Raw genomic sequence first — 14163 nt, 5'->3', positions numbered from 1 at the left:
CTTATTATGCTTAAATTTATAAAATAAGAATATGAAAACAATAAAATACCCCGCTAAATCTGATTGGCAAGATTTAATCCTAAGACCGGAAAGAGAAAAAGAATCCTTACTAGATACTGTAAAAAGTGTTTTTAACGACATTAAAATCTCTGGCGATTCTGCCTTAAAATTATACACGGAAAAATTTGACAATGTAAATCTTACACAATTAAAAGTTTCTGAAGAGGAAATTGATGATTCCACCAATAAAATATCTATGGCTTTACAAGAAGCCATTGTTCGTGCAAAAAATAATATTGAAAAATTTCATTCCTCACAAAAAGAACATCCTAAACTTATTGATATTGAACCAGGAGTAATATGTTGGCGTGAATCTAGACCGATTGAAAAGGTAGGCTTATACATACCTGGAGGAACAGCTCCCCTTTTCTCTACCGTGTTAATGCTAGGTATCCCTGCAAAACTAGCCGGATGCAAAGAAATTATATTATGTACCCCCCCAGACAGTGAAGGGAATATACACCCAGCTATTCTTTTCGCTGCCAAAACTGTTGGAATTACAGAAATTTACAAAGTGGGAGGAATACAGGCAATTGCAGCTTTAAGTTTGGGTACGGAATCTATTCCTGCGGTTTATAAAATCTTCGGACCGGGCAATCAATACGTTACTGCGGCCAAAAAATACGCCCAAGAATTCAATGTAAGTATCGATTTACCTGCAGGTCCTAGTGAGGTTCTCATTATTGCAGATGAACAAGCCCAACCATCTTTTGTAGCTGCGGATTTACTATCACAAGCGGAACATGGAACTGATAGTCAGGTTATTTTCCTTACCACGGACGAAGCAATACTTGAGAAAACTTTAAAAGAAATTGAAAATCAACTTGAACAACTACCCAGAAAAGAAATTGCGGCTAAAGCTTTAGACCATAGCACTGCAATTTTATTTAATTCTATAGATGAATGTATTCAATTTAGTAACCAATACGCTCCTGAACATTTAATTTTAGCTATAAAAGATTTCGTAAATTATGTAAATAAAATAGAAAATGCAGGTTCCGTATTTTTAGGAAATTATAGTTGTGAAAGTGCCGGTGACTATGCCAGTGGAACCAATCATACTTTACCTACAAACGGTTATGCACGAAATTATAGCGGAGTTTCTCTTGATAGTTTTGTAAAAAAAATCACTTTTCAAGAACTTACCCAAGAGGGAATTCAAAATTTAGGTTCTACCATTGAACTGATGGCTGAAGCAGAAGAACTCTTAGGTCATAAAAATGCAGTTTCTTTACGATTAAAATAAATTATTAGTTAAATTAATTATAATAAAAATGAATATTGATATAAAAAAACTAGCTCGAACCAATGTTTTAAACATGCAGCCTTACTCTAGTGCTAGAGATGAATCCGGAGGAATCCAAGGTGTATTTTTAGATGCCAACGAAAACCCATTTGGAGAAAACAATCGCTACCCAGATCCTTACCAACAAGAATTGAAACAAAAAATAAGTAAAATAAAAAAAATAGAACCTAATCAAATTTTTATAGGAAATGGGAGTGATGAGATTATTGATCATATTTATCGCGTTTTCTGCCGTCCGGGAAAAGATAAAGTACTATTTTTTAATCCAACCTTTGGAATGTACCAAGTAGCGGCAGAATTAAACGAGGTTGAAATTATTGATATCCCTTTAACTTCTGACTTTCAGATCAATCTTGAAGAAGCAAAAAATTATTTTTCTGATGAAAACTTAAAAATAATCGTGATTTGTACCCCCAATAATCCAACCGGAAACCATATAAACTCTAAGGATATTGATTTTATTCTCGAAAACTTCAAAGGTATTGTTGCCATTGATGAGGCTTATCTTGAATTCTCCACTCAAAAATCTTACCTGAATCAAATAAACAATTCCCCCAACCTTATTGTTTTCCAAACCTTAAGTAAAGCATGGGGAATTGCAGGAGTACGTATAGGAATGGCTTACGCAAATCCGGAAATTATACAACTTTTAAACAAAGTAAAACATCCCTATAACATTAGTGTATTAAACCAAAAAGCTGCCTTAGAAGTCCTCCATAATCAAGAAGAATTTGAAAAAAGAGTAAAACTTATTCTTTCTGAAAAAGAAAAGATGAAAGAAGAATTTAAAAATATTCCTATAATTACCAAAGTATATCCCTCAGACACCAATTTTTTTCTAGTTGAATTTACGGATGCTAATAAAGTTTTTCAGGAATTATTAGAACAAAAAATTATTGTACGAAATCAATCCTCAAAAATTAAGAATAGCCTTAGAATTACAGTTGGTTCTCCCGAAGAAAATGAAAAATTAATTCAAGCCCTAAAAAATATTTCCTAATGAAAAAAGTATTATTTATTGACCGAGATGGTACTTTGGTCATGGAACCTCCGGTAGACTATCAACTAGATAGTCTGGAAAAGTTAGAATTTTACCCAGGAGTTTTTCAAAATCTTGCGAAAATTGCTCGGGAAATGGATTATGAATTGGTAATGGTAACCAACCAAGATGGATTAGGCACCGAGTCTTTCCCGGAAGATACTTTTTGGCCGGCACATAATAAAATTATACAAGCTTTTGAAAATGAAGGAATTAAGTTTTCAGAAATTCTCATCGACAAAAGCTTTGAACATGAAAATCTTCCTACTCGAAAACCAGGAATTGGAATGCTTACCCACTACATAAAAGGAAACTACGATTTAAACAACTCTTATGTGATCGGTGATCGATTAACCGATGTTCAGTTGGCAAAAAATTTAGGTTCTAAATCTATTTATATGGGAGATGAAAATGAAAACGAAGCTACTTTTAGCACTAAAAATTGGGTAGAAATTTATCAATACCTGAAAAAAGAACCCCGAAAAGCTAAAGTAGTACGAAATACCAATGAAACTAAAATTTTGGTTGAAATTAATTTAGATGGTTCCGGAAAAAGTAAGATCCATACCGGTTTAGGTTTCTACGACCATATGCTGGAACAAATAGCCAAGCATGGGAATATGGATTTATTTATTGAGGTGGATGGAGATTTAAACGTAGATGAACATCATACCATAGAAGATACCGGAATTGCTTTAGGAGAAGCTGTTTTACAAGCTTTAGGTAGTAAAAAGGGGATTGAACGTTATGGATTTCTTTTACCCATGGATGATTGTCTGGCACAGGTAGGAATTGATTTTGGTGGACGACCTTGGATGGTTTGGGATGCAGAGTTTAAACGTGAAAAAATTGGAGAGCTGCCTACCGAAATGTTTTATCATTTCTTTAAATCCTTTAGCGATAACGCCAAATGCAACTTAAATATAAAAGCAGAAGGAGAAAACGAGCACCATAAAATTGAAGCTATTTTTAAAGCCTTTGCCAAAGCTATAAAGATGGCAGTAAAGCAAACCGATGCTAATTTTGCTATTCCTAGTACCAAAGGAAGCCTTTAATAACTAAATTCAATGATGAAACAAGAAGATATAAAAGAAAAAGTAGATCTTTATTTAAAAAATAGAGAGCATAAAAAGAGATATGCTTCTTTTGATTACTGTTTTAATTATTTCAAAGCTACCGATATAAACAAAGATTTTGAAAAGAGCTGTTTAGTTTTAGCTACTTACTTAGCCAGCTGGGGAATGTTTCGTGGCTCAAGTTTTTTATTGCAAGAAAAAAGCTTAGCTCATTTTATTTCTACGATTGAATATATATATAAGTTAAAAAATGACAGCCCGGAAATATGGAATATTGATGTACACAATTACAATGAAAAGAATATTGATACCATATTAGATATTTATAAAGAAATACAAGAAAGATTTACAGAAAACCATACTCATTTAACTCTTGTAACAAAAATTTTATTAGGTGTATTTGGCTTTATTCCTGCGTTTGATAGAAATTTCCGTTCTACTTTTAGCCATTTTTTTATAGATGATAATAATTGTGGTTTTACAAAGGTTAATAAAAATTCATTAAACTATATTAAAATATTTTATGAAGAGAATGAGGAACAAATTGATGATTTATCCAATAAAATCTACACAATTGATTTTTTTGATGGTAAAAATACACAAATACACTATACTAAAGCTAAAATAATAGATATGTATGGGTTTCAAAAAGGAATAGAAATAGAATTACAAAAGAAAAATAAATATCAACCTTAAACCTTATATCTTCTCACTTAAATCTAAATTATGTTAGCCATTATAAAATACAATGCAGGAAATATAAAATCAGTACAGAATGCCTTGTCACGATTAGGGGTAGAATCTTTGGTTACTGATGATAAAGAAACCATTCTAAAAGCTGATAAAGTCATTTTCCCCGGAGTGGGCGAAGCAGGAACTGCCATGAACTACCTAAGAGAAAGAAATATGGACGTTTTTCTTAAATCGCTTACCCAACCATTTTTAGGCATTTGTTTAGGACAACAACTCATGTGCAAACACTCTGAAGAAGGAAATACCGATTGCCTGCATATTTTTGATGCAGAGGTGAAAAAATTTCCCCCTAAAGAATTGGTTCCTCATATGGGATGGAATAATATTTATGACCTGCAAGGAAATTTATTCCAAAATATAGAAGAGAATAGCGATGTTTATTTTATACACAGCTATTACGTAGAGTTATGTAAGGAGACTTCTGCCACCTGCAATTATATTCTTCCCTATAGTGCCGCTTTGCAAAAAGATAATTTTTATGCCACCCAGTTTCACCCGGAAAAATCCGCAGATATCGGGGAACAAATATTAAAGAATTTTATAGAATTATAAGATATTATGGATAAGTATGATGCTCTAGAAAAACTGAAAAAATATTCTCAGGAACTTAATAAAATTTCCTATGATGAAATATATAATCTATTGAAAAATGGTATTAAAAAAATCCCATTACCAGAAGCTAAGCTTTCTAAAGGAGCTTTCATAGATAGAGTTCGAAAAAATAATGATAATGAATTATTTACACATATTAATGATTTAGGATATATAAAAGATCCGAAGATTATTGACAAATGCTTAAATTCTTTTGGAAGAGCAAACTGTCCTCACCAAGTTATGTTTTATGGAGCTATTGAAACAACTTTAATTGATAAACAAAGAGCAACAGCTATTTTTGAAACATCTAATTTATTTAGACATAACTTGGACTCTACTACAGGAGAATATTATACAGTAAGTAGATGGAAAAGTGTTGAAGAAATAACTCTTGTTGAGGTTGTTTTTTCAGAATATTCTTGCAATAATAATCCAGACATTAAGCATTCTTACAATAAACAAATAGAATTTCTCCAAAAATTAAATCTCTCAGAAGAAGATGAACAATTCTTTATAGATTTTTTAAAATTTATTAGTGATGAATTTTCCAAAAAAGTTAATATAGGAGAAGACTATAACTACAAAATATCAGCTGCATATACTAACCTAGTTTTAGAAAACCCTAATATTCAAGGAATTATTTATCCCAGTGTGCAAACAGCATCTCAAGGAGTAAATATTGTATTACCACCTAAAATAGTGGATGATTACTTAACTCCAACTATTTGTTCTACTCAAATCGTATATAAAAAAGGTAAAAAAACACTTATTGCTAATGGAGAATATTATTGCGACACTATTAACATAAAGGAAAATATAATTTGGAAGAAGACAGATCCAAAATTCTTATCTACTCAAGAACAAATAAATGAGTTTTTTAAATAAATTTAAAATATAAAAATGAGAATTATACCCGCCATAGATATTATAAACGGAAAATGTGTTCGCCTAACCAAAGGCGATTATTCTACCGAAAAAATTTATAGAGAAGACCCTTTGGATGCAGCTAAAGAATTTGAAGATGCTGGAATTAATTATTTGCACTTGGTGGATTTAGACGGAGCAAAATCCAGTAGAATCATCAATTATGATACTCTATATAAAATAGCTACAGAAACCAACCTTAAAATAGATTTTGGAGGAGGATTAAAAAGTGATGAAGATTTACGAATTGCTTTTGAAAATGGAGCGAGTCAAATAACCGGAGGAAGCATTGCCGTGAAAAATCCGGATATTTTCCAATCTTGGATTGAAAAATATGGAGCCGATAGAATTATTTTGGGGGCTGATTGTAAAGATAGAAAAATAGCTACCCAAGGCTGGTTAGAATCTTCCTCTTTAGAAGTAATAGATTTCATACAAGAATACCAGAAAAAAGGAATTTCCTATGTCATCTGTACCGATATTTATAAAGACGGAATGCTAGAAGGAACTTCCAATGATCTTTACCATGAAATTTTGGAAAAAACTCAGGTAAAATTAATTGCCAGCGGTGGAGTTTCTAGTGTGGAAGATTTATATAGATTAAAAGAAATGGGTTGTGAAGGAGCCATTGTTGGAAAAGCCTTTTATGAGGGAAGAATAAGTTTAGAAGAACTTTCTAATTTTTAAAAATTATGAAAAATTTAACTTTCTTTCAAGAATACAATGAGTACATTAATAAACTCAACAAAGAACTTAAAAAAGGAGAACTAAAAGATTTATATTACGGATTTTGTATTATTGAAGGAAAAATCAAACAGAATATAGATTTTTTATTTATAGGGATAAATCCTGGCTCTGGGAGTAAAGATAAACATTATAAAGTTAATTCTGATCCTGAGATATCCTACTTAGATATGTGGGATGATGAATATAAATATCCTTTAGCAGAACATACTATCAAATATCTGGAAAACGCTGGAATTACTAATAATTCTATTAAAGAAATTTTTCAAAATAAATCTCTAAAGACAAATTTATTTCCAATAATTACTAATAACCTAAATGATCTTAAAAAATTTTTTAATGTTAATAATTTTGTGAAAAATTCTCTTGGCTTTATAGGTGATCTGATTAAATATACAAAACCTAAAATAATCATTGCAGAAGGAAAGTTTGTCTTTGATTATCTCTACTCATTTTTTGAAAATAACGAAATAAAAAAATATGATTGGAAAAATGGTGCTGGATATTTAATCCCCCACAAAGAGCACTTTGTAATCATAGGATATTCAAGATGTTATAGTAATATACAAAATATATCTAAAGTATCAGAACTCATAAAAAAATTCTATGTTCAATAATAATTAAGATGTTAAAAAAAAGAATTATTCCTTGTTTAGACATAAAAAACGGACGTACGGTAAAAGGGGTGAATTTTGTAAGCCTTATGGATGCCGGAGATCCGGTAGAACTAGCAAAAGCTTATGCAAAACAAGGAGCAGATGAACTCGTGTTTTTAGACATTACCGCAACTATAGAAAACCGTTCTACTCTTATACATTTAGTAGAAAGGATTGCCCATGAAGTAAACATTCCATTTACCGTAGGAGGAGGTATTAATTCCGTGGAGGATGTAGCAGCCCTAGTAAAAGCAGGAGCAGATAAAATTAGTATTAACTCTTCCGCCGTACGCAAACCAGAATTAATCTCGGAAATTGCTGGTCAATTTGGAAGCCAATGCGTAGTTGTAGCTATTGATACGAAAAATGAGGAGAATGGATGGATGGTTTATACCCACGGGGGACGTACCCCTACTCCTATTTTTACTTTAGATTGGGTAAAACAAGCTGAACAATTAGGTGCCGGAGAATTATTGCTTACATCCATGAATAATGATGGAACGAAAAATGGTTTTGCCTTGGATATTACCGGAGAAGTTGCTAACTTAGTTAATATTCCGGTTATTGCTTCCGGAGGAGCAGGAACCAAAGAGCATTTTTCTGATATTTTTCTAAAAACTAAAACATCTGCTGCTTTAGCTGCCAGTATTTTTCATTTTAATGAAATACCTATACCTGAACTTAAAAATTATTTATCAGAACAAAATATTCCTATGCGATGAAAATAGATTTCAATATTTTTCACATAATAATCACTTAATCGTATAGATATAAAAAAAATTTATATCCCCGAATTTATATTAAAAAAATGAATATCGAAGATTTTAGAGATTATTGTTTATCTATAAAGGGAGCTACCGAAAGTTTTCCTTTCGATGAAAATACTCTTGTTTTTAAAGTAATGGGTAAAATGTTTGCTTACGGATCTATTTCTCCAAAAGATGGTAAATTAAGTTTTAGTATGAAATGTGATCCTGATAAAAGCATAGATTTGAGAGAAAAATATATAGGAATAACCAAAGGAAAGCACACAACCTCAAATTTATGGAATGCTGTCTACTTAGAAAGTGATGTACCTAACCTTCTCATCAAAGAACTTGTACAACATTCGGTGGATGAGATTATAAAAAAACTACCAAAAGTAAAACAAACTGAATACAACAATTTAAATAATGAATAACTTTCAATATAATTTATCTAATGAAAATAGATTTTAATAAAAATAACGATGGACTAGTTCCTGTAATTATACAAGATTATTTAACCTTACAGGTACTTATGTTGGGTTACATGAATGAAGAAGCTTTTAATAAAACTCAGAAAGAAGGAAAAGTAACTTTCTTTAGCAGAAGTAAAAATCGTTTATGGACCAAGGGTGAAACTTCTAACCATTATCTTTGGGTGAAGGATATTCAAATCGACTGCGATCGAGACACTATACTAATTTTAGCTTCTCCCGAAGGAACTACTTGCCATACCGGTAGTTATTCCTGTTTTGGTGAAAAAAAATCTCTAGGTTTTATTTATGAGTTGCAACAAATTATCAACCAACGAATTGATGAGAAGGTTAAGGATTCTTATACCTATAAACTTTTTGAAAGGGGAATGAACAAAGTTGCACAAAAAGTTGGAGAAGAAGCGGTGGAAGTTGTCATTGAAGCGAAAGATAACAACGAAAATCTTTTTAAAAATGAAGCTGCGGACTTGCTTTATCATTATTTAATATTACTAAAAGCAAAAGGTTACCGTTTAGAAGATATAGAAGAAGTTTTAATGGAAAGAAATCGATAATACTAAAAGCAGATAATAAAATTATCTGCTTTTTTAAAAAATTAGATTTTATATACTTATTTTAAAAAATTATTTTCTAATTCAAAAAAGAACCAAGTAAGAGCTAATAAATCTGCACTTCCACCCGGACTTAAATTTTTATCAATACATAACTTATCAAAAATTTTCATTTGATTTTCTAAAAAATTAGAGTCTTTGTATATCAATGGATCTTGCAATAAGTTTTGTGCATAATTTTTCATCCATTCCAAAGCTTCTAAACCTCCTCTATGAACTACGTTGGTATCGTTATTCACTGAAATCAGATTTAGAAGTGCTAACAACAACCTATGTTCTTTATTTAATCTTGGATATCTATACAACACCGGTAAAGAATTCATACGTACAGTTTTAAACCCTTCGGCAGCTTCTCCTCTTGCTCCTGTTAAATGATATTTTTTAAATAATTGTATACCAATGGATTCTTCTCTGTCTTCCATACCATAAAATTCTTCAAGAATTCCTACCGTTGCATTTGATACAAATTCACCGATTGAATCAGAATTTATTTTTCGTTGATTCTTGTATAAATATCCTACGGCAGTAGCAACCAATCCTAAAGAAAATATAGTTCCTTTATGGGTATTAATATTAGAGGTAGCAGAAAACATAGCTTTTTCTGCTTGCAAACCTAAACTTCTTATATTTTTAAATACGAGTTCTGGACTTTCATGACTATTATGAATCCCCATTAGCGTAAAGCTTGCCCAAAAGGGCTTGATGGCTTCTGCACTTTTTAAAAAGGTCTGCCGATTCATATCTCGATGGGATCCAGAATTTTCCGCATCAACCAAACCGGGTTTAGGAGTTAAATTAATTTCTTCAAGCATGGATCGGTAAGCCATTTCTGATACTTTCTGTGAAAGAAAATCTTCAACTACTATTTGTTGCATTCGCTTATTGATCTCATCTAATGAATGAAGGCGTTTTCTTGCACATATTTTTGCTTTTTGATCACACAATAAACACTTTCGTAATTCTGCTTGATGGGTCTGTTTTCTAGAGATTATGTTTCCCTGTTTATCTAAAACATCTAAATCCCACAATCTTGCTAGGGGTAGGCTTTCCTCTAATTTTATCATCCTAAGCTTTAATTCCATAGGATCTACCTCCAAAGAAATCAATGCATATAAGCCGGTTTCTTCGTCTTTTATTAAGCGTTCGTTTATAGTTATTTTTTCTTTTAATAAGTAGGAATCTATAGTTTCTAATGCTCTAAAAAAAAGATATTCTTGCAATAAATTTTTTTTCACCCCTCCGGGAGATATTAAACTTATGGATAATAAAGAACAAGAATGTTTTTTCAAACATTCTTGTTGTAAAAATTGTTTTTTATCTCTGGAATTTAATACTTCCATTAATGAAGGTTTTTTTCCTACTAAACAATTGGGCGATATGAATTCGGAAAATAAAAATTCCATCTATCTAATTAATTATCCATGGTGTTTTACTTGGTACACAACATCAATCACTCTTCCATCTCTATACCTGACAACCGCTACGGGTTTATCTGTAAACTCAATAGGTTTTGGTATTCCTGTAAGCTCTAAAGCCCTGTTTTTAAGTTCTTCAATGGATACTAAAGAAACACCGGCATCTTCCAAACGTCTTTTCAAATTAGGTCTTTCAGGATTTACAGCTATTCCATGATCGGTGACTAAAACATCTATATTTTCACCAGGCGTAACGCAAGTAAGTACTTGATCTACTACGGTCGGTAAACGTCCTCTTACTAATGGGGCTACGATGATCGCCAATTGTGCGGATGCTGCTGTATCACTATGTCCACCAGAAGCTCCCCGAATTACTCCGTCTGATCCGGTTAATACATTAACATTAAAATTCACATCAATTTCCAACGCACTTAGTACAACTACATCTAACCTTTCCACTGAGGCTCCTTTAGAACTATAATTGGCATATTGATTAGCACTAATTTCTAAGTGATTGGGATTAACTTTTAATGATTGTGCAGCATCTTTATCAAAACTTTGAACATCTAACAGTTTTTTTATTAAACCTGCTTCGTGAAGTTTAACCATACTGGAAGTAATTCCGCCTAAAGCAAATCCTGCTTTAATATTTCGGCTTCTCATTTTATTTTCTAGAAAACGAGTAACCGCCAATGCTGCTCCACCGGAACCGGTCTGTAATGAAAATCCATCTTTAAAAAATCCTGATTTAGCAATTACTTCTGAAGCTTTTCTTGCAATTAACAACTCCCGAGGATTACTAGTCATTCTTGTAGCATCTGCACCAATTTTATTAGGATCTCCTACTTGATCAACTTTTACAATGTAATCAACTTCATCTTGAGCAATACTTGCGGGAGTAAAAGGATATTCTTCAAATTTTTCTGTAAGTAGAATTACTTTATCTGCATTCGCTGCATCTACTTTTGCGTACCCTAGGGAACCGCAAAATCCAACCCCTGAAGCATTCCCATATTCGTCACAAACCGGTACACCTAAAAATGCCACGTCAATTTTTATTTCACCTGTTTTTACTAAATGTACTCTTCCTCCATGGGAATGTATATTCACAGGCTCATTCATAATTCCTGCTGAAATTTCTTCGGCTAGTTCTCCCCTGATTCCAGAAGTATATATTTTTGTTATCACTCCATCTTTTATATATTGCACCAAGGGGGAATTACAACTATTCAAAGAACTGGCCGCTAAAGTTAAATTCTTAAATCCCTTATTTGCAATTACTTCCATCACCATATTAATAACATAGTCTCCATTTCTAAATGCATGATGAAAAGAGATTGTCATCCCATCTTTTAATCCAGACTTTTCAATGGCTTGTTCCATTGAATCACATATTTTTCTATCGTTAGCAATGGTTTCAAGTAAGTCTAGTTTGCATATTTTTTTATATTCACCAGCATGGATCGCTTCTTTAGATTCCAAATAGGTTGATATTCTTTCTTTTTGATTCATCTTAATACGGGTTTAATTATTCTCTAATTCCAGATAATTCAGCTTTTTGTAAAACTAATTTAGCTCTTTCAATAATTGGGTTATCCACCATTTTTCCATTTAGAGATACTACCCCGGAACCTTTTTTTAAGGCTTCCTCCGCTGCTTCAATTACTTGCTTAGCAAAATCTACTTCTTTCTGGGTAGGAGCGTATAAATTATGTATCAACTCAATTTGTCTAGGATTTACTAAAGATTTCCCATCAAAGCCCAGTTGTTTTATTAAAGTCGCTTCTCTTAAAAAACCTTCTTCGTTATTAGCATCTGAGAATACGGTATCAAAAGCCATGATACCTGCAGCTCTTGCCGCGTGAAGTATAGAACTTCTTGCAAATAAAAGTTCAATACCGTCTGGAGATCGTTCTGTTTTAATGTCTCTTACATAATCCTCTGCTCCTAATGCTATCCCTATTAAACGTTTGGTTGAGAATGCTATCTCTTTTGCATTAAGTATTCCTAAAGCAGATTCCACGGCTGCTAACATTTTTGTTCTTCCTACTTCAATGCCAAAATACTTTTCTGCGGATTCTATTTCCTGTTCCATATCAAGAACATCTTGCGCCGAGTCTGTTTTGGGCAATCGAACTACATTTACTCCTGCACTTACTACTGCTTTCACATCCTCTTTTCCATACTCAGAGGTTAGAGAATTTACCCTTACAATTTTTTCTATATCTCGATAAAAGGGGTGCTTTAATGCTTGCACCACTAGCATACGTGCTCCATCCTTTTCTTTTAGTGCGACTGAATCCTCTAAATCAAACATAATCGAATCTGGCTTGTAAATAAAAGAATTACTTATCATAGCTGCGTTTGCGCCAGGTACAAACAACATACTTCTGCGTAATTTTATTGAATTTTCTCCCATAATGTTTGATCTTTAGTTGAACGTATTAGTGCAGTTATTAGACGAGCTCTTAAAACACAGTCCAAGGCTCCCTTATCATCTATCAGTATCTTTATTTTATCAATGTTTAGCTTAGAAAGAATTTCTTTTACGGTTTTCAAGATTTCATCTCCAAATTGAGCTTCTACCGTACTGTTAATCACTATATCAAGCTCATCAGAGGGTGATACTCTAATCATTATATCACTAGATTCTAATGTACCGGCAACAGCTTTTTGTACTATTTCCATAATTTTACACTCATTTATTTTTTACATTTTTATTTTTCTCAAGAAATTCATAAGTAGTTGGTGGAACATACAGTTTCAGATCTTCCATTTTATCCGCTAAATACAACTCTCTTACTTTAGATGCTGAAATGGGCTGACTGTTGACTGTTTTTCTTTCAATAATTGTAGTTTTAATTGGGGGATAGGCTAAAGGTGCTTCTTCTAACCAATAATTCATCTCGCTATTATATTTGTTAGTAATTGGAGATGTCGGCTCTGTTCCTACAAATCGATGGGTTATATTTAAAGACGGTGCTATATAATGCCTAAAGATTCTTAGGTCTAATTCTGCATAATTTTCATCTGCTATTTTTTCATCTTTTAAAAAATAGGTAGGAAAGGTTACTCTGGAAATTATGTATCTTGATCCTTCGTGTAGAGTTACGTTTTTTAGGTGTGATATCCCTTTTTTTACCAGTTCAAAACGATCTTCCCATGAAAAATAGGAAGCATCTTCTTTAACAACAAACACATGCAACCAATCGCAAAGTGATGCTGCACTCTCAACTAAAAATTGATGTCCTAGAGTAAAAGGATTAGCATTTAATACTACACTTCCTATTTTTGTTGCATTTATTTGGCTGTTTATTTTTTGAAGATCTTTGCAATAATTAGGTAATCTGGTTTTACTATTCTCCATTAAAATAACTTTGGAGGCTATCTCAATAGGAAAAAAACCACAATCCCTAAATATTTTTTCGTTTACGGGTTTTGTATAGATAAATAAATCTTTAAAGCCTAGATCAAAACATAAATACGTAAGTTCTGTAAATAGTTTGAGGACTAAACCTTCTCCTCTATAATTGGGGTGTATTGCTGTACATTTAATTATTCCGCCTTCTGCTATACCTGCGCTAGCTACAATTTCTCCACCGATGGAAATTGTTAGATACTTAATTACATCTTTTCCTAGCTTTAAATCGTTATTGTTTAAAAATTTTTCAATCTCAGCGATAAGTTTATCCTGACCTGCATCTACTTCTCTTACTTTGTAAATAGTATCTATATCCATCATAACCTT

The 14163-nt window shown here is 32.3% G+C and carries 16 protein-coding genes; 11 read left to right on the top strand and 5 right to left on the bottom strand.

Translation table 11 applies throughout. The features are described 5' to 3' along the window. The first annotated feature begins 31 nt into the window (after window positions 1-31). From hisD to hisIE, 11 genes are all read left to right on the top strand, one after another. Entirely contained in the window at window positions 32-1306 is a 1275-nt protein-coding gene (hisD, locus tag ETU10_RS03730) for a histidinol dehydrogenase (RefSeq protein ID WP_146309982.1), read from the top strand. A 28-nt stretch (window positions 1307-1334) separates the two neighbouring features. After that, the gene (hisC, locus tag ETU10_RS03725) at window positions 1335-2366 is read left to right on the top strand and encodes a histidinol-phosphate transaminase (RefSeq protein WP_146309980.1); all 1032 of its coding nucleotides are present in this window, start codon (window positions 1335-1337) and stop codon (window positions 2364-2366) included. Continuing rightward, window positions 2366-3460, top strand: coding sequence for a bifunctional histidinol-phosphatase/imidazoleglycerol-phosphate dehydratase HisB (gene hisB / locus ETU10_RS03720; RefSeq protein ID WP_146309978.1), 1095 nt, complete (start codon window positions 2366-2368; stop codon window positions 3458-3460). The genes hisC and hisB overlap by 1 nt, the downstream gene beginning before the upstream one ends. A gap of 12 nt (window positions 3461-3472) precedes the next feature. Beyond that, the gene (locus tag ETU10_RS03715; protein ID WP_221410360.1) at window positions 3473-4177 is read left to right on the top strand and encodes a hypothetical protein; all 705 of its coding nucleotides are present in this window, start codon (window positions 3473-3475) and stop codon (window positions 4175-4177) included. Between the two features lie 30 nt (window positions 4178-4207). Further along, window positions 4208-4786 (top strand): imidazole glycerol phosphate synthase subunit HisH, encoded by a 579-nt coding sequence (gene hisH, locus ETU10_RS03710; protein ID WP_185145052.1) that lies wholly within the window; start codon window positions 4208-4210, stop codon window positions 4784-4786. Between the two features lie 6 nt (window positions 4787-4792). Next, window positions 4793-5713, top strand: a complete 921-nt coding sequence (locus tag ETU10_RS03705) for a hypothetical protein (RefSeq protein ID WP_146309974.1) — start codon at window positions 4793-4795, stop codon at window positions 5711-5713. A gap of 15 nt (window positions 5714-5728) precedes the next feature. Then, entirely contained in the window at window positions 5729-6439 is a 711-nt protein-coding gene (gene hisA / locus ETU10_RS03700; RefSeq protein ID WP_146309972.1) for a 1-(5-phosphoribosyl)-5-[(5-phosphoribosylamino)methylideneamino]imidazole-4-carboxamide isomerase, read from the top strand. A 5-nt stretch (window positions 6440-6444) separates the two neighbouring features. Then, window positions 6445-7113: a hypothetical protein gene (locus ETU10_RS03695; protein ID WP_146309970.1), complete on the top strand. Its 669-nt coding sequence runs from the start codon at window positions 6445-6447 to the stop codon at window positions 7111-7113. 8 nt (window positions 7114-7121) lie between these two features. After that, window positions 7122-7874 (top strand): imidazole glycerol phosphate synthase subunit HisF, encoded by a 753-nt coding sequence (gene hisF, locus ETU10_RS03690; protein ID WP_146309968.1) that lies wholly within the window; start codon window positions 7122-7124, stop codon window positions 7872-7874. A gap of 86 nt (window positions 7875-7960) precedes the next feature. After that, on the top strand, window positions 7961-8332 hold the full coding sequence (locus ETU10_RS03685) for an MmcQ/YjbR family DNA-binding protein (protein ID WP_146262090.1): 372 nt from the start codon (window positions 7961-7963) through the stop codon (window positions 8330-8332). A gap of 20 nt (window positions 8333-8352) precedes the next feature. Then, complete coding sequence (gene hisIE, locus ETU10_RS03680; RefSeq protein WP_146309966.1) at window positions 8353-8943, top strand: bifunctional phosphoribosyl-AMP cyclohydrolase/phosphoribosyl-ATP diphosphatase HisIE; 591 nt, start codon at window positions 8353-8355, stop codon at window positions 8941-8943. Window positions 8944-8999: 56 nt separating this feature from the next. Here the strand turns inward: hisIE and citG are convergent, their stop codons facing one another. The 5 genes from citG to citC are packed head-to-tail and all read right to left on the bottom strand — an operon-like array spanning window position 9000 to window position 14157. Continuing rightward, window positions 9000-10403 (bottom strand): triphosphoribosyl-dephospho-CoA synthase CitG, encoded by a 1404-nt coding sequence (gene citG / locus ETU10_RS03675; RefSeq protein ID WP_146309964.1) that lies wholly within the window; start codon window positions 10401-10403, stop codon window positions 9000-9002. 12 nt (window positions 10404-10415) lie between these two features. Further along, window positions 10416-11927, bottom strand: a complete 1512-nt coding sequence (gene citF / locus ETU10_RS03670) for a citrate lyase subunit alpha (RefSeq protein WP_146309961.1) — start codon at window positions 11925-11927, stop codon at window positions 10416-10418. 16 nt (window positions 11928-11943) lie between these two features. Beyond that, window positions 11944-12834 carry a citrate (pro-3S)-lyase subunit beta gene (gene citE, locus ETU10_RS03665; protein ID WP_146309959.1) on the bottom strand — a complete coding sequence of 297 codons (891 nt, stop codon included), beginning with the start codon at window positions 12832-12834 and terminating at the stop codon, window positions 11944-11946. Continuing rightward, on the bottom strand, window positions 12816-13103 hold the full coding sequence (gene citD, locus ETU10_RS03660; RefSeq protein ID WP_146262095.1) for a citrate lyase acyl carrier protein: 288 nt from the start codon (window positions 13101-13103) through the stop codon (window positions 12816-12818). The genes citE and citD overlap by 19 nt, the downstream gene beginning before the upstream one ends. Window positions 13104-13113: 10 nt before the next feature. Continuing rightward, window positions 13114-14157, bottom strand: coding sequence for a [citrate (pro-3S)-lyase] ligase (citC, locus tag ETU10_RS03655; RefSeq protein ID WP_221410359.1), 1044 nt, complete (start codon window positions 14155-14157; stop codon window positions 13114-13116). Window positions 14158-14163: the final 6 nt, after the last annotated feature.

The organism is Apibacter muscae, from assembly GCF_007845595.1.
GTDB classification, from domain to species: domain Bacteria; phylum Bacteroidota; class Bacteroidia; order Flavobacteriales; family Weeksellaceae; genus Apibacter; species Apibacter muscae.
Note: the sequence above shows the minus strand (reverse complement) of the source record. Positions and strands in the feature narration are given on the sequence as shown.

Excerpts from the sequence above, each read along its gene's own strand:
- hisD (WP_146309982.1), top strand. The coding sequence starts at position 32 with ATGAAAACAATAAAATACCCCGCTAAATCTGATTGGCAAGATTTAATC.
- hisC (WP_146309980.1), top strand. The coding sequence starts at position 1,335 with ATGAATATTGATATAAAAAAACTAGCTCGAACCAATGTTTTAAACATG.
- hisB (WP_146309978.1), top strand. The coding sequence starts at position 2,366 with ATGAAAAAAGTATTATTTATTGACCGAGATGGTACTTTGGTCATGGAA.
- ETU10_RS03715 (WP_221410360.1), top strand. The coding sequence starts at position 3,473 with ATGATGAAACAAGAAGATATAAAAGAAAAAGTAGATCTTTATTTAAAA.
- hisH (WP_185145052.1), top strand. The coding sequence starts at position 4,208 with ATGTTAGCCATTATAAAATACAATGCAGGAAATATAAAATCAGTACAG.
- ETU10_RS03705 (WP_146309974.1), top strand. The coding sequence starts at position 4,793 with ATGGATAAGTATGATGCTCTAGAAAAACTGAAAAAATATTCTCAGGAA.
- hisA (WP_146309972.1), top strand. The coding sequence starts at position 5,729 with ATGAGAATTATACCCGCCATAGATATTATAAACGGAAAATGTGTTCGC.
- ETU10_RS03695 (WP_146309970.1), top strand. The coding sequence starts at position 6,445 with ATGAAAAATTTAACTTTCTTTCAAGAATACAATGAGTACATTAATAAA.
- hisF (WP_146309968.1), top strand. The coding sequence starts at position 7,122 with ATGTTAAAAAAAAGAATTATTCCTTGTTTAGACATAAAAAACGGACGT.
- ETU10_RS03685 (WP_146262090.1), top strand. The coding sequence starts at position 7,961 with ATGAATATCGAAGATTTTAGAGATTATTGTTTATCTATAAAGGGAGCT.
- hisIE (WP_146309966.1), top strand. The coding sequence starts at position 8,353 with ATGAAAATAGATTTTAATAAAAATAACGATGGACTAGTTCCTGTAATT.
- citG (WP_146309964.1), bottom strand. The coding sequence starts at position 10,403 with ATGGAATTTTTATTTTCCGAATTCATATCGCCCAATTGTTTAGTAGGA.
- citF (WP_146309961.1), bottom strand. The coding sequence starts at position 11,927 with ATGAATCAAAAAGAAAGAATATCAACCTATTTGGAATCTAAAGAAGCG.
- citE (WP_146309959.1), bottom strand. The coding sequence starts at position 12,834 with ATGGGAGAAAATTCAATAAAATTACGCAGAAGTATGTTGTTTGTACCT.
- citD (WP_146262095.1), bottom strand. The coding sequence starts at position 13,103 with ATGGAAATAGTACAAAAAGCTGTTGCCGGTACATTAGAATCTAGTGAT.
- citC (WP_221410359.1), bottom strand. The coding sequence starts at position 14,157 with ATGATGGATATAGATACTATTTACAAAGTAAGAGAAGTAGATGCAGGT.